Raw genomic sequence first — 19,637 nt, 5'->3', positions numbered from 1 at the left:
GTGTGAAGGATTCCCCCGAACGGCACGATGGAGAAACCTGACCCCACTGCGGTGGATCACCTCCTCGTCGTCGACGATGACCCGGAACTACTGCGCTTCCTGCTCGACGATCTGCAGGCGGAAGGCTGGAGCTGCACCGGCGTGCTCAATGGCCAGGAGGCCCTGATGCGGCTGCGCCAGGAGCGGTTCGACCTGGTGGTGCTCGATTGGGGGCTGCCGGACTTCGCCGGCACTGAGATCTGCCAACGGCTACGCCGCAGTGGCGACCAGACCCCGGTGCTGATGCTCACAGCACGCGCCGACACGGGCGATCGGGTGATGGCCCTCGACATGGGTGCCGATGACCATCTGAGCAAACCCTTTGAGATCGTCGAACTGCATGCCCGGGTGCGGGCCCTGCTGCGACGAGGGCACTACCAACGGCAACGCAGCGACGGAGACTGCCTCCAGCTCGGCAATCTCACCATGGCGCTGCTGACGCGCCAGGTGCGACGGGGAGAGCGGACGATCAACCTCTCGCAACGGGAATTCGACCTGCTCGCCTTTCTGGTGCGCCGTGCCGGAGAGGTGATTCCGCGCCAAGAGATTCTCGATGGGGTGTGGGGCAGCCCGTTCGTGGGCGACCCCAACACCCTGGATGTGTATGTGGGGTATCTGCGCCGCAAGTTGGAAAGCAGCGACGAACCGCGCCTGCTGCACACCGTGCGCGGGGTGGGCTTCATGGCGCGGGAGGAACTGCACTGAACACCACCTGCAGATCGGCACCACCCGCGTTGCGATCAGCGATCCGCAGCTGGGCCCGCAGGGCGGCGGCAAGCGCTGACGCCAGCGCCAGACCGATGCCCATACCGCGGGTGCCGCTGGAGCTGCCGCCTCGCACAAACCGGCGCACCACCTGGTCGCGCTCCGCCACTGGGATGCCGGGACCACGGTCGAGCACATGCAGGATCGTCTCCCCGGTTGCGCCCACACTGCGCTGCAACGCCACCGAATCGGAGCTGTAGCGCAGAGCATTGTCGATCAACAGATCCAGGCACTGCTGCAGGAGCTCGGGATCGGCCTGAATCCGCTGGGGGGGCGTTGGCTCGGGCACCGGAAGCGTGAGCCGTGCTGGCGTGCGCGCCTGCCAGCGCTCGAAGGCCAGCAGCAGCTGTTCATCGGGATCGAGCGATTGGCACTGTGGCTGGAGGCGACCGGCATCGCTGCGCGCCAGATCGCGGAGAATGCTCAGCTGGGTGCCCATGCGAGCGGCCTCCGCAGCGATCAGGCGCAGCGGTTCCTGCAGCTCGATGGGCAGACCCCACCGTTGCAGACGCTGGGCATGGCCGGAGATCACGGTGATCGGCGTGCGCAGCTCATGGGCCACCCCGTCGATGAAGGTGCGCTCCTGCTGCCAGGCCAGGGCCAGACGCTGTTGAAGCTCATTGAACGCCCGGGCGATCGGCTGCAGCTCTTGCGACTGCTGGGCAACCGGCAGCCAATGCTCACCGAGATGGTCGGCCTCCAGGGAGGCCACATCAGCGGCCAGCGCCTGCAGCGGTTGCACCAGACCGCGGCGCAACACCAACCGCAGCAACAGCGATGTGAACAGGGCGGACACGCCTGCGGCCGCCACCAATAACAACTGGGTGCTGCGTTGTTGCTGCAGGGAGGCGGTGATGTTCTGGCGCACCTCCAGGGTGAGGGGCGCGGCGCGAACGCCGGGCAAGGGGCGGCGGCTCACCAGCTCTTGAGGCCCATCGCTGCCGCCAGTGCGGGTGATCGGCTGGGGCTGCCGGCCGGGGAGAACACGCCAACGGAGCAATGGGGCCTCGCCATCGGCGTCCACCGGACTGAGGCGGGGCAAGCGCTGATCCTGTTCCAGAGAGATCAGGGCCTCCACCAAGCGCTCATGCTGGCCGCGCCGCTCCCGCTCGCTGATCATGGAATCCATCGCCAGCAGCAAGCTGTAGCCAGCGATCACGGCCAACAGCGTGGTGGACTGCAACCAGAGGCGCAGGGAAGGCAGTGGCCGGATTGACACGTCTGAGAGATCACCTAAGAGCCTTCTTAGGGAAGCCTCAGCCCAACTTCCATCCCAAGTCAAATTGAACGGGGAATGATGAAAGGGACCGCACCTGTGGTGCACCCATCGCCCTTTCGGCCATGAGCATTCTTAACAACCGCTTCCAACTGGCCCTGCTGAAGCGCAAGCGCTCCGGCAACGCCCTCCAGAAAGGCTTCACCCTGGTGGAGCTGATGATCGTGATCGTGATCGTCGGCATCCTCTCGGCGGTGGCGCTGCCGAATTTCTTAGGGCAAGCGTCAAAAGCCAAAATCACCGAACCATTAGGCAAAGTATCAGCGGGCCTTAAACAAGCTCAGAGCCTATGGGTGGAAACTGGCACATTTACAGGCGTCACATGCGCTGACATCGGATTCACAGCTGACGCCAATGGCGCGTACACAGAAAACAACTGGACTTATACTTGCACCCCTGCCGCCAACGGAGACTCAATAGTTTTAGCAGCCACAGGAGTTGCAGACAGCGCCAACGACAACCTCGGCCTCAGCGCATGCTCAATCGACGGCCCCACTGGAGTCATCACACCATGCACTAAAGACACTAATGCTTCCAGCTAAAAACCGCCAACCGCTCCAAAAGCTTACATTCCGCGTCGCCTCACCGGCCAATACAACTGCACGCCAGACACAATAATCACCACGGTCATCACTCCCAACAGCGTTGGATACACACTGGAGAGGTTGAGTGGCCCAAAATGGCCGATGTGAAGCTGCAGCAACCACTTCTGCTTCACGCCCCACTCTTCTGAGAGCGAAAAGCCCACCCCCGTGATCACGGTGAGCAGAAGAGGCGCCGCCGCGAGGGGCACCAGCCAACGGTGGACCGCGCGAGACTTCAGAGCAGGCATGGTGTCAGGTCAAGACCGGGAGAAGTTCAAAGCAAGGTCTCAGGGAGTTCACAGCCAAATTCGCCCTGCGAGGCACATGATGATCATGTGTAGTAGTCACGGCCCATGGGGACGCGATTCGTAACGCCTTCATCGGGCCGATCCAGACACGCCAGAGCCGAGGCTTTCACTCTCACAGAGGTGCTGATCACCGTGGTGATCGTGGGGATTCTCAGCGCCATCGCCCTGCCCAACTACTTCAATCAGGTGCAACGCACCCGGCAGAGCGAGGCGGCAGCAGCCCTGGCCCAGCTGCAAAACACCCTGGTGGCTTACGTCGACGAGAACAACACCACCGCCAGTGGCTGCGGTGCAGGCACAGCCCCCACCTGGGGAGACCTGAACGGAATTGCTGCCGTGATGACCGACTCCGGTCCGGCCAGTGGCTGCACCTCGCTCAGCAGCGCGATCACCATGCCCAACGGGCGATACACCATCACCCGCTCGGATAACAGCGCCAACGACGATTACTACGAGTTCACGGCTGCCGACAGCTCGGCTGCCAACTTCAACGTGATGGCCTGTGTGGATCTGAGCAACGGAGCCAGTGATCTGGAACAAGGCAGCAGCAGCGCCGCGATCACAGCCTCCGATCTCGACTGCCGTTAGCAGAGCCCCCATGACCCAGCAGCCGCGCCGCCACCGGATCTCGAGCCTGCACTGGCTTCTGCGCCACAGCGCCGGGCAGGGTGTGCCTGGGCCTACACGAGGAGAACGCGGCATTGCCCTGCTGCTGGCCCTGCTCATCGGCATGCTGCTGATCGCCGCGGCCACCGGCCTGCTCATCCGGCAGCTGATGGCCCGCAAACTCGGTGCCAGCGAGAGCTACCAGCAGCTGGCGGAAACCGCTGCAGTCAATGGTTTCAACCGCATCCTTGGCCGCCTCAACAACAACATCCCTGGCGACTACCTCGGGTTTCTCTATGCGGTGAACAACCGGGAGAAAGCAGGGGAGCCCGGCATCCCCGCACCCGGCTATCAGTGGAATCTCTTTGCCACCGACGCCCCACCCGTCCTTCCCCAGCTCTGCACCAACTCCTCAGCGCTACTGAGCAATGGGGTGATCAACTGGGATCCGCTGGATGAAACCCCGCTCTCCTTGCCATCGGATGCCGACACCTTGCGTGACGATGGCCGCGACGATGCGATCAAGACGTACTACCGCCTGCGCGGTTACGCCAAACCCAGTGGTGAGGGGGTGTTTGAGGTGGAAGGCCTGGTGCGTCGCGAAGGCACCGGCGAAGGTGAAGAGCTGTCGCGCGCCCTGCTCACACGCACCCTGAATGTGTCGGCCATGGTGCTCACCCCAGAGGATTGGGCCGTGATTGCTGGCAACTATCTCAATCTCGGCAGCTCCTCAATCGCCGGCGCCTCCACTGAATCGAAGGGAAAAATCGTTTGGAATGTGAGCAGCGATGCCAACTTCCGTAACCCCAGCAGCAACTGCGCCAATGCCACCTATCTGAAAACACTGCCTGGCCTCAGTTTCAGCGGTTCCGATACCAGCATCGAAAGCGCCATTGCCCGAGATCTCTGGCCGGTGCTGCAGGGCAGCATCCCCCTCACCAGTTACGACAAAGGCAAGACCATCGACATGATGCCGGGTAGCACCAGCAAGGTGCGGATCTGGAGTTTTGATGACAGCGGCGGCAGCGCCTCCGGATGCAGCAATTCGGTGGTATGCGCCCGTGCCCACGATTCAACCGTCACGTTGGTGCCCGCGGTGAGCAAAACGCGCGACAGCAGCAACAGCCGCTGGACCGTGGCCATCGATGCGGATGACATCTGCGCGGCAAACAACAGCACCAACACCGTGTGCCATCTCTTCGTCGAGCACATCAATCTCAACAACACCGACCTGCGCTTCCGCACGCTTGGCAGCGCCATCGACGCGGTGGTGCTGCATCTGGAATTGCCCTACAACACAGCAGTCGCGAGCGGACTCAGCGGCAGGATCCAGCTGGATGGCAACAGCAGCCTCTGCCTCACCAGCACCGGTGGCACCAGCTGTGATGTCTCCCAACCGGAGCGGTTGGTGATCAGTTCATCCACTGGGCCTCAACCATCCCAATGCAACAGCATCACCAGCAAGCCCTATGTGCTTCAGATCGCTGGTGATGCCTTACCCGCCGCTCTGATTCATCTGCCCAAGGCCAGCCTTTCGCTCTCGGCTGAGGCCCAGATGGCAGGAATCGTGTGGGCCCACGACATCTGTGCCAACGGCCATGGCCTCCAACTCAGCACCGAAGTAGGCGGCACGCCAGTGATTGCTTCAGCCCAGGAGTTCTGGGGCTGGGAGCCAGAGAACGGCTATGGCCGGCAGGTGCTGCGCGGCATCCGAGGCACCGGTCTCGACATTTTCAAGCGGTTCTGACGCTCACTCCGACTCGAATTCGAAACTCAGAAAGTTCTCAGAGAACTCTGGCTGAGTTGCAACCCAGGCATGGGCATGACCAACTGAGCATGAAGAGAAGAAAAGGGTTGTCCTCGTCGTTCTTTTTCAAGCGTCCCTGGCCTCGCCATGATCCGCCGCCCTCGCTGGCATCAGCGGACTGTGCGCCTCAGCATGCAGTCCGGCTTCACCTTGGTGGAGGTGCTGATCGCTGCTGTGGTGATGTCGGCCATGATGGCAGCAGTGGGAAGGCTCACGGTGGCAGCTCTCGCCACCGGGCGCCTTCAGGGCGAACGTACCCGCATCGAGGCGGCGGTGAGCGAAAACATCCAGCTGATCCAGAAGGCCGACTCGGAATTTCGCTTTGATGCGCCCAATCCGGCCGATCAACCCAGCAGTACCGCCTGCTCTGATCCCTCAGCAGCGCTGAAGGCTTACATCGAAACCCGCTCGTCAGCGAGCACCGATCCCTCCCGCAGCCTCAGACTTCGTCTGCCGGACGTCAGCCGCACGATGCGCTCGGCCGACACGGCCGACACCCTGGTGATCAGCTACGGGTTTGAGGCACCCGAACGATCCATCGGCAGGGAGTATCGCGTGCTGGAGCTGAATCCCAACTTCCAGGCCCTTTGCCCGTGATCAGCATGCATGCTCCCTCCACTCAGGCAATGCCGTCCAGGGGATTCACCCTGCTGGAGATGCTGGTGATGCTGGTGATTGCCGGCCTCACAACCGCCTGGGCCCTGCCCGCCTGGCGGCGACAGCTGCTGCAGGGGCAGGTGGATCGCTATGCCGAAAACCTGGAAGCCGGTCTGTTTGACCTCAAAGCCAAGGCCGGAAAAGAGAAAATCAGCTTCATCGCCACCCCTCCGGCCCGAGACAGCTTTCTGGAACCATGGCAGCTGGTGGAATTCACCAAACCCGATGGCACACGCATCAATGGCAGTGATGGTCGTCTGTGCGTCATCGAAGGGGACAATGATCCCGCCTGCAATGCAGATGCTGCATTAAATCGTCGCGATCCTGACTTTCGCTTTCTCAAGCTCGAAAATACCAAGCAGGCGCGTGAGGTAGAAATCATGATTCACCTCAAAGGGGGCCAGACCACGTTTGAGATCACACCGCCCGGCACGATCAACCACGACGATGTGGTGTTCGTGATCCGTTCCCGGCACCACGCCAGCATGACCAACCAGCCCCTGAAGCAGCGCTGCGTGCTGCTCTCGGGCAATGGCTACCTGCATCGAGGCAACTGGAATCAGAGCACCAGCCAATGCGACAGCAGCTGAACGACGTGAATTCAGCCTCTTCTCAGAGTCTGTTCACAGCCGCCTTAGGAACAGACCGCTTGATTCCGTCACACTGAATGTATCGAGGTCAGTCCCCCTGACCCGGATGCCATGAAACTCCCCTCCTTCCTACGCAACACACCACCAAAGCGCAGATCGAAGCGCTCCCGCGGCATGGGCACCACCGAAGCGATCGTGTCGCTCGCCGCCGGCGTGCTGGTGATCGGTGCAGGGGCGATGGCGCTGCGCTCCACCGACGTGTTGATCAATCGGGCCGAAGGGAAGGCGAGCCTGCGTCAGAACACCACGAACGGGCTGCGGCTGCTCCGTTCTGAAGTGGAACGCAGCATGCACATCATGGTGAACGGCAGCAAGGCCAGCCAGGGGGGAGATTTCGATCTGGCCGATGAGCAATACGCCGCATCGTTGCAAACCTGCCAGGCCAAAGCGAGCACCAGCAACCAGGTGTTTCGGCCTGTGTTCGGCCTGAAGATGATTGAGCTGACCGATCCAGTGTTCTATGGGATCAGCACCAGCTCCAGCGGCAAGGGCTACAGCCTGTCCCGCTGTGGCGCACCGCTCAGCATCGACGGCACCTACAACGAAACCGACGAAATCTTCATTGCCAGGGTGATCGACGACATCGCCGTGATGCCCTGCGCCAACGGTGAATGCACCGACACAGAAGAAAGCAACAAAACCAAGCAACTCAAAGACATCGCTTCCAGCCTCGATGTCAACTTCAGCACCGACTCCTACACCACCCCGGAGCGCATCTATCGCGAGCCAGCCCTGAGGATTGAAACCGATCCCAACTACAAGCTAGTGAAATTTATTGATCCCAACACTGGCACGGAATACAACGACAATCTCAACGAGAGCCATCTGCAGTTGAGCAACAGCAGCCGTTCCCTTTCGATTTATCCGCTGTATCTCGCCGCCTTTGCACGGGCAGATAAGCGCCTCGAAAACTACGGCGAAACCGGCATTGCCATCGATTCCGCCTTCTTTCCCGAACTCAACAGCGATCGCGTCGCTTTCCTTGTGGATGGGTCCGGTTCAATGAGCGCCTGCATCCTCTGGGGCAGCGGCAATGGAGACAAGCGCACCTACTGGAATGGCCAGCGCTATCAGAGCACCAGGCGTTCCTGTGCCATGACCCGAATGGAATCGCTGCAGAAGGAACTGCTGGCGGTGCTCACCGATCTGCATCACAACGCACCCGACACCAAAATCACCCTCACCGCCTTCAGCTCAAAAGGATATTCCAACCACCGCGAATGGAGTCGCTCCTCCGATGGGTTGGTGCGCATCGGTGATGTGGACCACTACCAATCCGCCAAGGAGTTCGTGAACTCCCTCAGCGCCGGTGATGTGACCCGCTGGGGCGGCACCGATCCCTGGAATGGCCTGGAGAAAGCGATGACAATGGCCGATGTGAATGCGGTGTATTTCCTCTCCGATGGTGAACCGAGCCAGGATCGACGCGGTCGCAGCTGGAGCAGCCGCGATTACGGCCCCACGGTGGAGTATTACATCGCCAAAAACAACCAGCGCACCACCCCGGCCAAGGTGTTCACCACCGCGCTCGGACTGGAATCCCCCTGGATGAAGCTGTTCGCCGAACGAGGCAAGGGGGTGTACACCCAGATCGATCCCGAGTCGCTGAAAGACAACAACGGCATCGGCAACAACGAAGGCTTCTGCGATCCCAGCAATCCAAGTGCCAACTTCGATTACTGCAACGATGCCGACGACGTGGAACTCACCGGTGCTGGTCAGTTCCGCAACCCTTGAGGGGAAGCAAGAGCCCCGCTCAAGGGCTCTGATTCAGCTTCAACACCGCCATGAAGGCTTCCTGGGGCACATCCACCTTGCCCATGGCCTTCATGCGTTTCTTGCCCTTGGCTTGTTTCTGCAGCAGTTTCTTTTTGCGTGAGATATCGCCGCCATAGCACTTAGCGAGCACATCCTTGCGAATCGCATTGATGCTTTCGCTGGCGATGATCCGGCTGCCGATCGAGGCCTGCAGCGGAATCTTGAACTGCTGCCTAGGGATCAGTTCCTTCAGCTTCTCCACCAGGCCCTTGCCCACGTTGTAGGCCTTGTCGCGATGCACGATCGTGGTGAGCGGATCAGCTTTTTCGCCGTTGATCAGCACATCCAGGCGCACCAAATCGTTGCGGCGATAGCCGATCAGGTGGTATTCCATCGAGGCATACCCCTGGGTGCGACTCTTCATCTGATCGAAGAAGTCGGTGACCACCTCCGCCAGCGGCATCTCATAAATCAAGGTCACCCGCTCGGTGGTGATGTATTTCATGTCGATGAAGTCACCACGCCGTTCCTGGCACAGGCCCATCAAGGTGCCGTTGTAGTCATTCGGCGCATAAATCTCCATGCGCACATACGGTTCTTCGATCGACTCCCGTTTCTGCGGATCGGGCAGCGTGGCGGGATTGTCAATCATCACCTCGCTGCCATCGATCAGATTCACCTTGTAGATCACCGACGGCGCCGTGACGATCAGATCGAGGTTGTATTCCCGCTCCAGCCGTTCCTGCACGATCTCCATGTGCAGCAGGCCGAGGAAACCGCAGCGGAAGCCGAAGCCCATGGCGCTGCTCGTTTCCGGCTCATAGCGCAGGGCCGCATCCGAGAGCTGGAGCTTGTCGAGGGCTTCGCGTAGATCGGGGTACTGATCGGCTTCCGTGGGAAACAGGCCGCAGAACACCATCGGCTTGGCTTCGGTGTAGCCAGGCAGAGGTTCGTCGGCCGGGGCATTCACCAACGTGATCGTGTCGCCCACCCGCGCATCGGCCACCGCCTTGATCGAGGCGGCCAGATAACCCACCTCGCCGGCGTGGAGCTCCTCCACCTTGCGCTGATCCGGTGCCATCACACCGATCTCATCCAGTTCGTAGGTTTTCTGGCTGGCCATCAGCAGCACCTTGTCTTTGCAGCTGATCCGGCCGCTCATCACCCGGAAATACACAATCACGCCCCGGTAGGGGTCGTAATAAGAGTCGAAGATGAGGGCCTTGGTGGGCTCTTCCACCGCATCGGCCGGCGGCGGCACCCGATCCACCACCGCCTGCAGGATCTCGGGCACTCCCAGACCGGTTTTGGCGGAACAGGGAATCGCCCCGGAGCAATCAAGACCGATGATCGCCTCGATTTCCTCCTTGATCCGCTCCGGCTCCGCCCCGGGCAGATCGATCTTGTTGAGCACCGGGATGATCTCGAGATCGTTCTCCAGCGCCAGATACACATTCGCCAGGGTCTGCGCCTCCACCCCCTGGCTGGCATCCACCACCAGCAGCGCCCCTTCGCAGGCCTGCAACGAGCGACTCACCTCATAGGAGAAGTCCACATGGCCGGGGGTGTCGATCAGATTGAGGACGTACTCCTCGCCATCAGCCGCTTTGTAGTTCATCCGGGCGGCCTGGAGCTTGATCGTGATGCCCCGCTCCCGCTCCAGTTCCATGTTGTCGAGGAACTGATCCTGCATGTCACGGCTGGCGACCGTGCCCGTGTCCTGCAGCAAGCGGTCGGCCAGGGTCGACTTGCCGTGGTCGATGTGGGCAATGATGCAGAAATTACGGATCCGGGAGACGGGGGCGTCGGTCATGCGGTTGGCGTAATCCCGGCTCGGGTGTGCGGCTTCAGTGAAGCGATCCTAGGGAGCAGCCACCAGAGCGCTGCGCTCCACGCCCTTGACCTCTCCCTGGATCCTGTTGCTGTTCGCCATCGCCGCTGAGGTGGTGGGCACGTCCTGCCTCAAGCTGTCTGAGGGGTTCAGCCGGCCGCTGCCGACCTTGCTCGTGCTCACGGCCTACGCCACCTCGATGGCCCTGATGTCGCGGGTGGTGCAAAGCATTCCTCTGGGCCTCACCTATGCCCTCTGGAGCGGCATCGGCATCGTGGCGATCGTGCTGGTGGGGGTGCTGGCCTACCGCCAGGTGCCAAGCTCCGGTCAGCTGATCGGCATGGGCCTGATCGCCGCCGGGGTGGTGATCGTGAATCTCACCGGGTCGCTGGAGCACGGCTGAGCAAAGCGTCGCTGCGCTCGCGCGTGCGGGCCAACAACGCCGGATCAGCATTGAGATCCTGGCCCACACTGGGGAGCAACTGCTGCAGACGCTCGCTCCAGGCGGGGCTGGCCAGGCGCTGCGGGAAACAGCGCTGCAACACCTCGAGCATGATCGTCACCGCTGTGCTCGCCCCGGGCGAGGCCCCCAGCAGGGCCGCCAGGGAGCCGTCGGCGGCGGCCACCACCTCAGTGCCCAGCTGAAGTCGACCACCCTCCGGCGTGCGCTTGATGATCTGCACCCGTTGACCCGCCACCGACAGCGTCCAGTCCTGATCGCGCGCCTGGGGCAGGAAGGCGCGCAGGGCCTCCATGCGCTCAGCATCGCTCTGGCGCAGCTGATTGATCAGATACCGCACCAGAGGCAGGTTATTGACGCCCACCTGCAGCATCGGCACCAGATTGCGGCGTCGCACCGAGCGGGGCAGATCGAGCAGGGAGCCGGTTTTGAGAAATTTGCTGCTGAAGCCGGCATAGGGGCCAAATAACAGCGACCGCTGGCCATCGATCCAGCGGCTGTCGAGATGGGGTACCGACATCGGCGGCGCGCCCACCTTGGCTTTGCCGTACACCTTGGCGTGGTGGCGTTCGACCAGGGCCGGGTCGTTGCAGACCAACCACTGACCACTCACCGGAAACCCGGCGTAGGCGTCCGCTTCCGGAATGCCGCTGCGCTGCAGCAGGGGCAAGGCGCCACCTCCGGCACCCAGGAAGACGAAAGGCGCCTGCACCTGGCGACTGCCAGAAGGACCGCGCAGCGTCAGGCACCAGTCAGCCGCTCCCTCACCCGGGGCCGCTGAGCAGCGCTGCAGATCGGTGACCGTGGTGCCCAACAGGAGCTCCAGGGCGCCGGACGCCTGCAGGGGCGCCAGCAGGGCACGGGTGAGGGCCCCGAAATCCACATCCATCCCCCGGGCGATCCGGGTGGCCGCGATCGGCTGATCCTGGCGACGCCCCGCCATCACCAACGGCATCCAAGCGGCGATTTCAGCCCGATCGGTGCTCCATTCCATTGCTGCGAACGCCGGCAGCGCGCTCAGCTGGCAATGCCGCTGCCGGAGAAACGCCACATCGGCATCACCCCACACCAGGCTGCAATGGGGCACCCGGTGCAGAAAGGTTTCGGGCTGCAATTGCCCCTGCTCCGCCAGCGACGCCCAGAACTCGAGGCTGGTCTCGAAGGACGCATTGATCGCCAGGGCCTTGGCCGTCGCCACGGTGCCATCCGGCTGCTGCGGCGTGTAATTCAGTTCGCAATTGGCGGCATGGCCTGTACCGGCGTTGTTCACCGCAGCACTGCTCTCCAGCGCCGGCGCCTCCAGCCGCTCCACCAGCAGCAGGCGCAGCTCGGGATCGAGGGCCTGCAAGAGCGAGGCCAGCGTGGCGCTCATGATCCCAGCGCCCACCAGCACAGCGTCGTAGCGTTCCAAAGCGATGGCAGCAGACGGCACAGCTGCTCAAGGCTATGGGCCGGTGTCGCGCAGGACCTGCCTACGATTGTGGTCTTGACATCCCAGCAACGCCGCCATGAGCACGGAAACCCTGCCCCTCTCCAGCGAGAACGTGGAGAAGGTGCTCGATGAGCTGCGTCCCTTCCTGATGGCCGACGGCGGCAACGTGGAAGTGGTGGAAATTGATGGCCCCGTGGTGAAGGTGCGTCTGCAGGGGGCCTGCGGCAGCTGCCCCAGCAGCACGATGACCCTCAAGATGGGCATCGAGCGCAAGATGCGCGAAATGATCCCCGAGGTCAGTGAAGTGGTTCAGGTGCTCTGAACCGGCGGCGGGCAGGTGCGCGCCTCGAAATCGCAGGCATACACCGCCGGCTTCTGCCAGCTCAAGGGGATCTCCAACAGATCCCGGGTGCCAGTGAGCCCCTGCAGCACAAACAGCACCGCCGCCAGCAAACTGGCGCTCACGTGGAGGCGCCGCAGGCGGATGTCGCGCAGGATCTCTGGCCGAGCGCCGAGCGAAAAGAGCATCAAGCCCGTCACGCCGACGCCAGCCCAGTAATGCGATTGCCAGAAGGCTCCATCCAGGGGGTTATCCGACAGTCGCCAGACCTCCGGCTGGGCACCGAGCCCGAGCACACCGGCCCAGGTGATCAGGGCAAAGACCAGGCGCAACCCCGGCGCCTTCGCGAACCACAGCGCCACCAGGCTCACCAGCGTGCCGATCAGCACAAGCAGCAGCTGGATCGCCCGGGAGGCTCCCCCCGCGAAGGCCGCCAGAGGCGCCTTGGTGGCAATCACCACGGTGAGCGCGATCAGCACGATCACCACCACGCCGGCCGACAACCAACGCCCCAGATCACTGTGGTCGCGCCCCACCGTGGCGGGAAGTTTGCTTTTTTGCAGGCGACGCTGCCGGGTCTGCAACGCCAGGCGGATCACCATGCCGATCAGGGGATAGATCAGCACCACCGCCAGAAACGGGTGGAGGATCCAGAGCCAGTCAACGGAAGCCAAAACCCAGCCTGAGTTCAGGACCTCAGGCTAAGGCGGAATGCACGGGGCGCACCCAGCCGAGCTTGCGCTCCAGCTCCTGAATCATCCGCCCCGCCAGGTCTTTGCCCGTGGCGGTTTCAATGCCTTCCAACCCCGGGCTGGAATTCACCTCCAGCAGCAGGGGGCCGCGTTCCGAACGGATGATGTCGACACCAGCCACATCCAGGCCCATGGCACGGCAAGCCGCGATCGCCAGACGTCGCTCGTTCTGCAGCACCCGCACCGCCCGGGCCTTGCCGCCCTGGTGCAGGTTGGCGCGATAGTCGCCCAGGGCTGCTGTGCGCTCGATCGCCGCCACCACCTTGCCGCCCATCACAAAACAGCGGAGATCCTTGCCGCCGGCTTCCTTGATGAATTCCTGCACCAGCAGATTGGCGTTGATGCTTTTCATCGCGTTGATCACACTCTCCGCTGCCTTCTGGGTTTCCGCCAACACCACGCCACGCCCCTGGGCACCCTCGAGCAACTTCACGATCAGCGGCGCCCCACCCACCATTTTGATCAGGTCTTTCGTGTCGAGCGGGGAGCTGGCAAAGCCCGTCACCGGCACATTCAGCCCGTGGCGCACGAACAGCTGCGAGGCCAGCAACTTGTCGCGCGAGCAGCTGATCGCTTCCGCTGTATTGAGCGTCTGCAGGCCCATGGCCTGAAACTGACGCGTCACCGCACAGCCATAGAAGGTGACGCTGGGGCGGATGCGCGGGATCACCGCATCGAAACGCTCCAGCACATCGCGACCCCGGTAATGCATCTCCGGGCTCTGGGCATCGAGGCGCATGTAGCAGTGCTTGATCGCCAGAAATTCCATGCGATGGCCCCGCTCCTCCCCCGCCTCCATCAGGCGGCGGTTGCTGTAAAGGTCGGGATCGGTGGCCAACAGAGCAATGCGCAGGCCCGTGCGTTCCACCCGGTGATGGGCATACATCGCCTCCACCTCAGGCGCTGCGTACTGCACGAGGTGATGGCTGCCCTCAGGATCCACCAGCACCCGCCCCACCATCGCCTCACGGCCCAGGAGCATCCGATACCCCATGGCATCGCGATTGGTGAGGGTGATCTCAATCGGCCAGCTCTGATCACCAAGCTGCAGGGTCTCCCGAATCACATAGCGGGCCTCCACCAGGCCGCTGGTGTTCTTCACGCCCCGCTGCTGCAGCACCGGTGCCTCATGCCGCACCACCACTGAGCGGTCGTTCTGGAGCGGGTGCACTTCAAAGCTGATCCACTCCTGCCCCTCCCGCTGAAAGGGCGCGATGTTGAAGGCATGGAGTGATGAGGTGGCGGCACCGGAATCCACCCGCGCCTTGATCGCCGGCAGGCCTATGCCCGGCAGGCCGCACCATTCCTCACTGCCAACGATCACCTTGGCGTCCATCGCCATCAGCGCGACACACCTCAATCTGATCCCGCTGCCAGGGCGCTGATCCAGCGATGATCCAGTTCAGACGCTGACGCCTGGAGCGATGCGCCACCACTGCCCCGCCCTCGCCAACAAGACCTACTTCAACTACGGCGGCCAGGGTCCGTTGCCAACGCCAACGCTGGAGGCGATCACCAGCTCATGGCAGCGGATTCAGGAGCTGGGGCCCTTCACCGCCGACGTGTGGCCTTACATCAGCCGGGAGGTGAACAGCACGCGGGCCCTGCTGGCCGGACTGTGCGGCGTCGCCCCCCATCGCCTCGCCCTGAGCGAGAACGTGACCAGTGGCTGTGTGCTGCCGCTCTGGGGTCTGCCCCTGGCGCCGGGGGATCGGATCCTGATCAGCGACTGCGAACACCCCGGTGTGGTGGCCGCCTGCCACGAACTGGCGCGGCGCCAGCAACTGCAGATCGACACCCTGACGGTGCAACAGCTCCGGGGCGGGCGCGAGGAACAAGCGCAAACCGATGCCGCCGTGCTCCAGGCACTGGAGACCCATTTTCAGCCGCGCACCCGCCTGGTGGTGCTCTCCCATCTGCTCTGGAACACAGGGCAACGCATGCCGATCGCCGCGGTGGCGGCCCAGCTCAGGCAGCACCCCAGCCAGCCCTACCTGCTGGTGGATGCGGCCCAGAGCTTTGGGCAGATCCCCGTGGCCGAAGCCGCGGCCGCAGCCGACATCTACGCCTTCACGGGGCACAAGTGGGCCTGCGGTGCGGAGGGATTGGGAGGTGTGGCCCTCTCCGAACGGGTGCTGGCAGAGGCCAGCCCCACCCTGATCGGTTGGCGCAGTCTCCAGGATGAAACTCGCGCCGTGATGGGCGATCCCGATCCGTTCCATCACGACAGTCGCCGCTTCGAAGTCGCCACCAGCTGCATCCCATTGATGGCCGGATTGCGCACCTCGCTGGAGCTGCTCGAGCAGCAGGGCAGTGCCGAGCGGCGCCTGGAGCAGATTCAGGCGCTCAGCGCCAAGCTCTGGCAGCAACTGGCAACGCTGCCGGGGGCGACACCCCTGCTCGAGGGTCCACCGCCGGCCGGGCTAGTGAGCTTCACGCTGACCGCTGCCAGCCCGCCCAGCCAGGTGGTGCAGGCGCTTGGTGCCGAAGGGATCTGGATCCGCGACCTGGCCGATCCCGCCTGCCTGCGCGCCTGCACCCACATCACCAGCACCGATGAGGAGCTCTTGCAGCTACAGGAAGCCCTGGCGGAGCTACTTAGGGTGTGAACGATTCGGGCATCGCTGTGCTGCAGGCGTTTCTCACCCAGCCCCTGCCCTGGCTGGCCCTGCTGCTCGCCCTCAGCGCCGCCTTCCTGATGGGGTTCGCCCGCAGTGGCCTGGGCACCGGTGGCTTTGTCGTGTCACCCCTGATGGTGTTCGCCCTCGGCCCAAGCGATGGCCTGGCCGTGGTGGCCGTGCTGATGCTGCCGGCGGCCCTGCTCGGCGTGTGGCAGCACCGCGGCGAAGGCGAACGACGCCTGTTGCAACCCCTGGTGCTCGGCATGGTGCTGGGCACGGCCCTGGGCGGACTGGCGCTCTGGGCTCTGGTGTCGGGCGGCGATCTCAACCTTGTGCATCGCCGCATGGAGGTGTTGGTGGCCCTGCTCTCGCTGCTGTATGTGGCCCTGGTGGCAGGGCGCAACGCCATTGCCCGCGCCGGTGGTGGCGGTGGACCGGCCGGCCCCACCGGCCTACTGATGGTGGGATCGGGGGTGGGGATCAGCCAGACCGTGGCCAATTCCGGCTCACCGCTGCTCACGGTGTTTTTCCTGCGCCATCAGGTGCCACGCAGTCGCTTCGTGGCAGCGCAACTGGTGGCGCTGCTGGTGCAGAACTTGCTGAAGTTGATTCCCCTGATCAGCCTGGGCATCCTCCATCTCGGCAACGCCGGCAGTGCCCTGCTGCTGATTCCGGTCACGGTGATCGGCAATCTGAGCGGCCAGCGGTTTTATCGCGGTGCCAGCGAGCGATTGTTCTTCCTCTGCTATCAGGTGCTGCTCCTGATCGGTTTTGCCGTGAGCGTGGCCCTGATCGTGGGCCGCAGCAGGATCCTGGCCCTGCTGTAGGGAGACGGGATCAGGCGATCAGTGTTCAGGCGGTCAGCGGATCAGCCGAGAGCGCAGCGCCTTCTCCGCCTCCTCACGATCGTCGAAGTGCACTTTCTCGGTGCCGAGAATCTGGTAATCCTCATGGCCCTTGCCAGCGATCAGCACCAGATCGCCGGGTCTCGCTTCGGCGACTGCAGCGGCAATCGCCGCCGCCCGATCACCCTCCACCACGCGGTCGGTGCTGGAGGGCAGCCCCTCCACCACATCGGCAAGGATCTGCTGGGGATTCTCGGTGCGGGGGTTATCGGAGGTCACCACCACCCGATCCGCCAGCTTCGCGGCGATCGAGGCCATCTGAGGGCGCTTGCCCCGATCGCGATCACCGCCACAGCCGAACACGCAGATCAGACGCCCCTCCACAAAGGGGCGACACGCCTCGAGCGCATTCTTGAGACCATCGGGGGTATGGGCGTAGTCGACCAGGACGGCGGGCAATTGAGCCGCTGCGGCTGAGGGCACCACCACCCGCTCCATCCGCCCAGGAACGCCACGAAAACTGCCGAGACCCTCAAGCAGCAGAGGCAAGGGAAGACCCTGCTGTTGCAGCACCGCCACCGCCTGCATCAGATTCATCAGATTGAAGCGCCCCACCAGTGGCGACGCAAACCGCCCCTCGCCCTTGGGAGTGATCAGGCGCCCCTCCACACCGCTGGAGCGCATCACCAGATCAGTCATGGTCAGCTCCGCCTCCTGATCGGGCTCCAGGGAACAGCGCCAGCACCGCGCGCCCAGCCGCTCGGCCAGCTGGCGACCCCAGGGATCATCCACATTCACCACCGCCCGAATCCCGTCCTCCAGCAACAGGGGCGTGCTGAACAAACGCGCCTTGGCCTCGAAATAGGCCTGCATCGATGGGTGGTAATCGAGGTGGTCCTGGGTGAGGTTGGTGAACACCGCCCCGGCGAAGCGGCACCCGGCCACCCGCTGCTGCTCCAGGGCATGGGAGCTCACCTCCATGGCAGCCACCTGGGTGCCACCGGCCACGGCCTCCGCCAGTTGGGCCTGCAGCCGATCGGCGAAGGCGGTGGTGTGGGTGGCCGTGATGCTGTGTCCGGGCCAGCGGTTCACCAGGGTGCCGAACAGGGCGGCGGGTCGGCCGGCCTCCAGGCTCAGGTGCTCGATCAGATGGGTGGTGGTGGTCTTGCCGTTGGTGCCCGTCACCCCGATCAGGGTCATGCGGCTGGAGGGCCGCTGCCAGAACGCCGCCGCTAGCTCACCGATCCACTGGGCCACCGGCTCCGGCACCACCAGCACCGGATCCTCTGGGCCGGGTGGTTGCACCGCCGCTGCCGCCGGACCAATCACCGCAGCAGCAGCCCCATCGGCGAGGGCCCTGGGCCAGAAGCTGCCCCCATCCACACGAACGCCGGGCAGCCCCAGAAACAGGCTGCCGCGGCTGACACAGCGGGAGTCGCAGGTAATCGCCTCAATCGGCACGTTGGCCAGCTGTTCAGGCCAGGGCAACCCCACCGCCCGCAGAAGTGAATGCAACGTCTGGGACATCGGCTGCCCGATCAGGTGGAGTCGTTCTAATCCGATCCGAGCCTGGTGGCGCAAGCCCGTTGCAACCAGCGGAACAGACCCTCGCCCGACAGACGAGGAGACACCCGTGGCAACACACCGGCGGGAAGCGCCAGCACCGGCACCTCCAGGTCGTAGCGGGCCCTCAGGGAGGGATCGACACCGGCTCCATCGATGTCGATCACCTGCAACTGCAGCGGCGGCGCCAGGGTGTGAAGCGCAAGCTCTCGCAAGCGCTGCTCCAGGCCCTCACACAGGCAACAACCCCTTCGGCTGTAGAGGATCAGGGGAAGGGGCTCAGTCGGGGACGGGGTCACAGCCACAGGGGGTGAAGGGGTGGCAACGGCTGAGCCGACGCAGGGTGAGCCACCCGCCGCGCCAGGGGCCATGGCGCTGGATCGCCTCCAGGCCATAGGCGCTGCAGCTGGGGATGAAGCGGCAACGGGGGCCGAGCAGGGGAGAGAACCAGCGGCGGTAGACACCGATCAGCGCCAGCAGCAGGCCGCTGATGAGGCGATTGATCTGGGCGGGAAAGCCGCCGGATACAGTGGTGGATTCGCGCATGCGGAGCCGCAACCTGGGCCTCTTGCCCAGCATGACGGGTCAGCGGCGCGGAAGCTCCATCCCTTCCTGTCTCTATGTCTCGTTACCGCGGCCCTCGCCTGAGGATCACGCGGCGCTTGGGAGACCTCCCCGGTCTCACCCGGAAGGCCGCAAAGCGGTCCTATCCCCCCGGTCAGCACGGCCAGGCCCGTCGCAAGCGCTCTGAATACGCGATCCGTCTCGAAGAAAAGCAGAAGCTTCGCTTCAACTACGGCGTCTCTGAACGTCAGCTGGTGCGCTACGTGAAGAAAGCGCGCGCCCAGGAGGGTTCCACCGGAACCAACCTGCTGAAACTGCTCGAGAACCGTCTCGACAACGTCTGTTTCCGTCTCGGCTTCGGTCCCACCGTTCCCGGTGCGCGGCAGCTGGTGAACCATGGCCACGTGACCGTGAACGGTCGCGTCACCGACATCGCCAGCTACCAGTGCAAGGCCGGCGATGTGATCGCCATCCGCGAACGCAAGGGCAGCAAGAAGCTGGCCGAAGGCAACCTGGAATTCCCGAGCCTCGCCAACGTGCCGCCCCACCTCGAACTCGACAAAACCAAGCTCAGCGCCAAGGTGATTGGCCGCTGCGAGCGTGAGTGGGTCGCTCTGGAGATCAACGAACTGTTGGTGGTGGAGTACTACTCCAGGAAAGTCTGAGCCCAGCGCTCCCTACCAGCGTTCCGCTGCATCGATGGCCCCTCGCTCCGGCGGGGGCTTTTTTATGAATTGCTGGCACGGTTGGCTGCGTAGGCTCGCCCCACCCCGTGCCCC

Annotated in this window: 21 protein-coding genes and 1 pseudogene; 12 read left to right on the top strand and 10 right to left on the bottom strand. The window is 63.6% G+C overall.

The genetic code is table 11. From position 1 onward, the window contains the following. Positions 1-27 precede the first annotated feature (27 nt). On the top strand, positions 28-744 hold the full coding sequence (locus SynWH8101_RS03265) for a response regulator transcription factor (protein ID WP_165380908.1): 717 nt from the start codon (positions 28-30) through the stop codon (positions 742-744). Here the strand turns inward: SynWH8101_RS03265 and SynWH8101_RS03260 are convergent. Next, positions 719-2,023 (bottom strand): sensor histidine kinase KdpD, encoded by a 1,305-nt coding sequence (locus tag SynWH8101_RS03260; protein ID WP_254428030.1) that lies wholly within the window; start codon positions 2,021-2,023, stop codon positions 719-721. The two genes, SynWH8101_RS03265 and SynWH8101_RS03260, sit on opposite strands and share 26 nt — an antisense overlap. Before the next feature lie 122 nt (positions 2,024-2,145). Here SynWH8101_RS03260 and SynWH8101_RS14555 point away from each other — a divergent pair, with 122 nt between their 5' ends. Further along, positions 2,146-2,622, top strand: a complete 477-nt coding sequence (locus SynWH8101_RS14555; protein WP_130128536.1) for a type IV pilin protein — start codon at positions 2,146-2,148, stop codon at positions 2,620-2,622. A 23-nt stretch (positions 2,623-2,645) separates the two neighbouring features. On the opposite strand, the gene SynWH8101_RS03250 is transcribed toward SynWH8101_RS14555, so the two are convergent. After that, positions 2,646-2,912 (bottom strand): hypothetical protein, encoded by a 267-nt coding sequence (locus SynWH8101_RS03250; protein WP_130128535.1) that lies wholly within the window; start codon positions 2,910-2,912, stop codon positions 2,646-2,648. 105 nt (positions 2,913-3,017) lie between these two features. Between SynWH8101_RS03250 and SynWH8101_RS03245 the strand changes: the two genes are divergently transcribed. The 5 genes from SynWH8101_RS03245 (at position 3,018) to SynWH8101_RS03225 (ending at position 8,429) form a co-directional block, all read left to right on the top strand. Next, the gene (locus tag SynWH8101_RS03245; RefSeq protein WP_130128534.1) at positions 3,018-3,560 is read left to right on the top strand and encodes a type IV pilin protein; all 543 of its coding nucleotides are present in this window, start codon (positions 3,018-3,020) and stop codon (positions 3,558-3,560) included. A gap of 10 nt (positions 3,561-3,570) precedes the next feature. Beyond that, on the top strand, positions 3,571-5,325 hold the full coding sequence (locus tag SynWH8101_RS03240) for a hypothetical protein (RefSeq protein WP_130128533.1): 1,755 nt from the start codon (positions 3,571-3,573) through the stop codon (positions 5,323-5,325). Between the two features lie 147 nt (positions 5,326-5,472). After that, positions 5,473-5,982, top strand: coding sequence for a prepilin-type N-terminal cleavage/methylation domain-containing protein (locus SynWH8101_RS03235; RefSeq protein WP_130128532.1), 510 nt, complete (start codon positions 5,473-5,475; stop codon positions 5,980-5,982). 29 nt (positions 5,983-6,011) lie between these two features. Then, complete coding sequence (locus SynWH8101_RS03230) at positions 6,012-6,632, top strand: Tfp pilus assembly protein FimT/FimU (RefSeq protein ID WP_165380906.1); 621 nt, start codon at positions 6,012-6,014, stop codon at positions 6,630-6,632. 111 nt (positions 6,633-6,743) lie between these two features. Then, positions 6,744-8,429, top strand: coding sequence for a vWA domain-containing protein (locus SynWH8101_RS03225; protein WP_174719491.1), 1,686 nt, complete (start codon positions 6,744-6,746; stop codon positions 8,427-8,429). A gap of 19 nt (positions 8,430-8,448) precedes the next feature. Here the strand turns inward: SynWH8101_RS03225 and lepA are convergent, their stop codons facing one another. Next, positions 8,449-10,263: a translation elongation factor 4 gene (lepA, locus tag SynWH8101_RS03220; RefSeq protein WP_130128530.1), complete on the bottom strand. Its 1,815-nt coding sequence runs from the start codon at positions 10,261-10,263 to the stop codon at positions 8,449-8,451. Between the two features lie 85 nt (positions 10,264-10,348). On the opposite strand from lepA, the gene SynWH8101_RS03215 reads away from it, so the two are divergent. Further along, on the top strand, positions 10,349-10,684 hold the full coding sequence (locus SynWH8101_RS03215) for a multidrug efflux SMR transporter (protein ID WP_130128529.1): 336 nt from the start codon (positions 10,349-10,351) through the stop codon (positions 10,682-10,684). Here SynWH8101_RS03215 and SynWH8101_RS03210 read toward each other — a convergent pair. Next, entirely contained in the window at positions 10,659-12,152 is a 1,494-nt protein-coding gene (locus SynWH8101_RS03210; protein ID WP_130130317.1) for a malate:quinone oxidoreductase, read from the bottom strand. The two genes, SynWH8101_RS03215 and SynWH8101_RS03210, sit on opposite strands and share 26 nt — an antisense overlap. A gap of 97 nt (positions 12,153-12,249) precedes the next feature. Here SynWH8101_RS03210 and SynWH8101_RS03205 point away from each other — a divergent pair, with 97 nt between their 5' ends. Next, on the top strand, positions 12,250-12,495 hold the full coding sequence (locus tag SynWH8101_RS03205) for a NifU family protein (protein ID WP_130128528.1): 246 nt from the start codon (positions 12,250-12,252) through the stop codon (positions 12,493-12,495). Here SynWH8101_RS03205 and SynWH8101_RS03200 read toward each other — a convergent pair. The 3 genes and pseudogenes from SynWH8101_RS03200 to SynWH8101_RS14575 all read right to left on the bottom strand — a co-directional run. Beyond that, positions 12,483-13,187, bottom strand: a complete 705-nt coding sequence (locus SynWH8101_RS03200; RefSeq protein ID WP_130128527.1) for a DUF4079 domain-containing protein — start codon at positions 13,185-13,187, stop codon at positions 12,483-12,485. The two genes, SynWH8101_RS03205 and SynWH8101_RS03200, sit on opposite strands and share 13 nt — an antisense overlap. 22 nt (positions 13,188-13,209) lie before the next feature. Continuing rightward, a complete protein-coding gene (gene rimK, locus SynWH8101_RS03195; RefSeq protein ID WP_370587020.1) occupies positions 13,210-14,118 on the bottom strand; it encodes a 30S ribosomal protein S6--L-glutamate ligase in 909 nt (302 codons plus the stop codon). A gap of 90 nt (positions 14,119-14,208) precedes the next feature. Then, positions 14,209-14,601, bottom strand: a pseudogene (locus SynWH8101_RS14575) (ATP-dependent zinc protease); the annotation flags it as partial. Positions 14,602-14,689: 88 nt separating this feature from the next. Between SynWH8101_RS14575 and SynWH8101_RS03190 the strand changes: the two are divergent. Then, positions 14,690-15,874, top strand: a complete 1,185-nt coding sequence (locus tag SynWH8101_RS03190) for an aminotransferase class V-fold PLP-dependent enzyme (RefSeq protein WP_130128526.1) — start codon at positions 14,690-14,692, stop codon at positions 15,872-15,874. Then, complete coding sequence (locus SynWH8101_RS03185) at positions 15,871-16,713, top strand: sulfite exporter TauE/SafE family protein (RefSeq protein WP_130128525.1); 843 nt, start codon at positions 15,871-15,873, stop codon at positions 16,711-16,713. The genes SynWH8101_RS03190 and SynWH8101_RS03185 overlap by 4 nt, the downstream gene beginning before the upstream one ends. 33 nt (positions 16,714-16,746) lie before the next feature. Here the strand turns inward: SynWH8101_RS03185 and SynWH8101_RS03180 are convergent, their stop codons facing one another. Genes SynWH8101_RS03180 through yidD form a run of 3 tightly spaced genes read right to left on the bottom strand, consistent with a single transcriptional unit; the run spans position 16,747 to position 18,840 of the window. After that, on the bottom strand, positions 16,747-18,258 hold the full coding sequence (locus tag SynWH8101_RS03180) for a UDP-N-acetylmuramoyl-L-alanyl-D-glutamate--2,6-diaminopimelate ligase (RefSeq protein ID WP_130128524.1): 1,512 nt from the start codon (positions 18,256-18,258) through the stop codon (positions 16,747-16,749). Between the two features lie 26 nt (positions 18,259-18,284). Further along, on the bottom strand, positions 18,285-18,593 hold the full coding sequence (locus SynWH8101_RS03175) for a glutaredoxin family protein (protein WP_165380905.1): 309 nt from the start codon (positions 18,591-18,593) through the stop codon (positions 18,285-18,287). After that, positions 18,574-18,840 (bottom strand): membrane protein insertion efficiency factor YidD, encoded by a 267-nt coding sequence (gene yidD / locus SynWH8101_RS03170; protein WP_130128522.1) that lies wholly within the window; start codon positions 18,838-18,840, stop codon positions 18,574-18,576. Before yidD ends, SynWH8101_RS03175 begins: the two co-directional genes overlap by 20 nt. A gap of 74 nt (positions 18,841-18,914) precedes the next feature. On the opposite strand from yidD, the gene rpsD reads away from it, so the two are divergent. Then, on the top strand, positions 18,915-19,523 hold the full coding sequence (gene rpsD / locus SynWH8101_RS03165) for a 30S ribosomal protein S4 (protein WP_130128521.1): 609 nt from the start codon (positions 18,915-18,917) through the stop codon (positions 19,521-19,523). Positions 19,524-19,637: the final 114 nt, after the last annotated feature.

The organism is Synechococcus sp. WH 8101 (assembly GCF_004209775.1).
Lineage (GTDB): Bacteria > Cyanobacteriota > Cyanobacteriia > PCC-6307 > Cyanobiaceae > Synechococcus_C.
Note: the sequence above shows the minus strand (reverse complement) of the source record. Positions and strands in the feature narration are given on the sequence as shown.

What these genes read in the sequence shown, in the direction of transcription:
- SynWH8101_RS03265 (WP_165380908.1), top strand. Translation starts at nt 28, where the DNA reads ATGGAGAAACCTGACCCCACTGCGGTGGATCACCTCCTCGTCGTCGAC.
- SynWH8101_RS14555 (WP_130128536.1), top strand. Translation starts at nt 2,146, where the DNA reads ATGAGCATTCTTAACAACCGCTTCCAACTGGCCCTGCTGAAGCGCAAG.
- SynWH8101_RS03250 (WP_130128535.1), bottom strand. Translation starts at nt 2,912, where the DNA reads ATGCCTGCTCTGAAGTCTCGCGCGGTCCACCGTTGGCTGGTGCCCCTC.
- SynWH8101_RS03245 (WP_130128534.1), top strand. Translation starts at nt 3,018, where the DNA reads ATGGGGACGCGATTCGTAACGCCTTCATCGGGCCGATCCAGACACGCC.
- SynWH8101_RS03240 (WP_130128533.1), top strand. Translation starts at nt 3,571, where the DNA reads ATGACCCAGCAGCCGCGCCGCCACCGGATCTCGAGCCTGCACTGGCTT.
- SynWH8101_RS03235 (WP_130128532.1), top strand. Translation starts at nt 5,473, where the DNA reads ATGATCCGCCGCCCTCGCTGGCATCAGCGGACTGTGCGCCTCAGCATG.
- SynWH8101_RS03230 (WP_165380906.1), top strand. Translation starts at nt 6,012, where the DNA reads ATGCCGTCCAGGGGATTCACCCTGCTGGAGATGCTGGTGATGCTGGTG.
- SynWH8101_RS03225 (WP_174719491.1), top strand. Translation starts at nt 6,744, where the DNA reads ATGAAACTCCCCTCCTTCCTACGCAACACACCACCAAAGCGCAGATCG.
- lepA (WP_130128530.1), bottom strand. Translation starts at nt 10,263, where the DNA reads ATGACCGACGCCCCCGTCTCCCGGATCCGTAATTTCTGCATCATTGCC.
- SynWH8101_RS03205 (WP_130128528.1), top strand. Translation starts at nt 12,250, where the DNA reads ATGAGCACGGAAACCCTGCCCCTCTCCAGCGAGAACGTGGAGAAGGTG.
- SynWH8101_RS03190 (WP_130128526.1), top strand. Translation starts at nt 14,690, where the DNA reads ATGCGCCACCACTGCCCCGCCCTCGCCAACAAGACCTACTTCAACTAC.
- SynWH8101_RS03180 (WP_130128524.1), bottom strand. Translation starts at nt 18,258, where the DNA reads ATGTCCCAGACGTTGCATTCACTTCTGCGGGCGGTGGGGTTGCCCTGG.
- yidD (WP_130128522.1), bottom strand. Translation starts at nt 18,840, where the DNA reads ATGCGCGAATCCACCACTGTATCCGGCGGCTTTCCCGCCCAGATCAAT.
- rpsD (WP_130128521.1), top strand. Translation starts at nt 18,915, where the DNA reads ATGTCTCGTTACCGCGGCCCTCGCCTGAGGATCACGCGGCGCTTGGGA.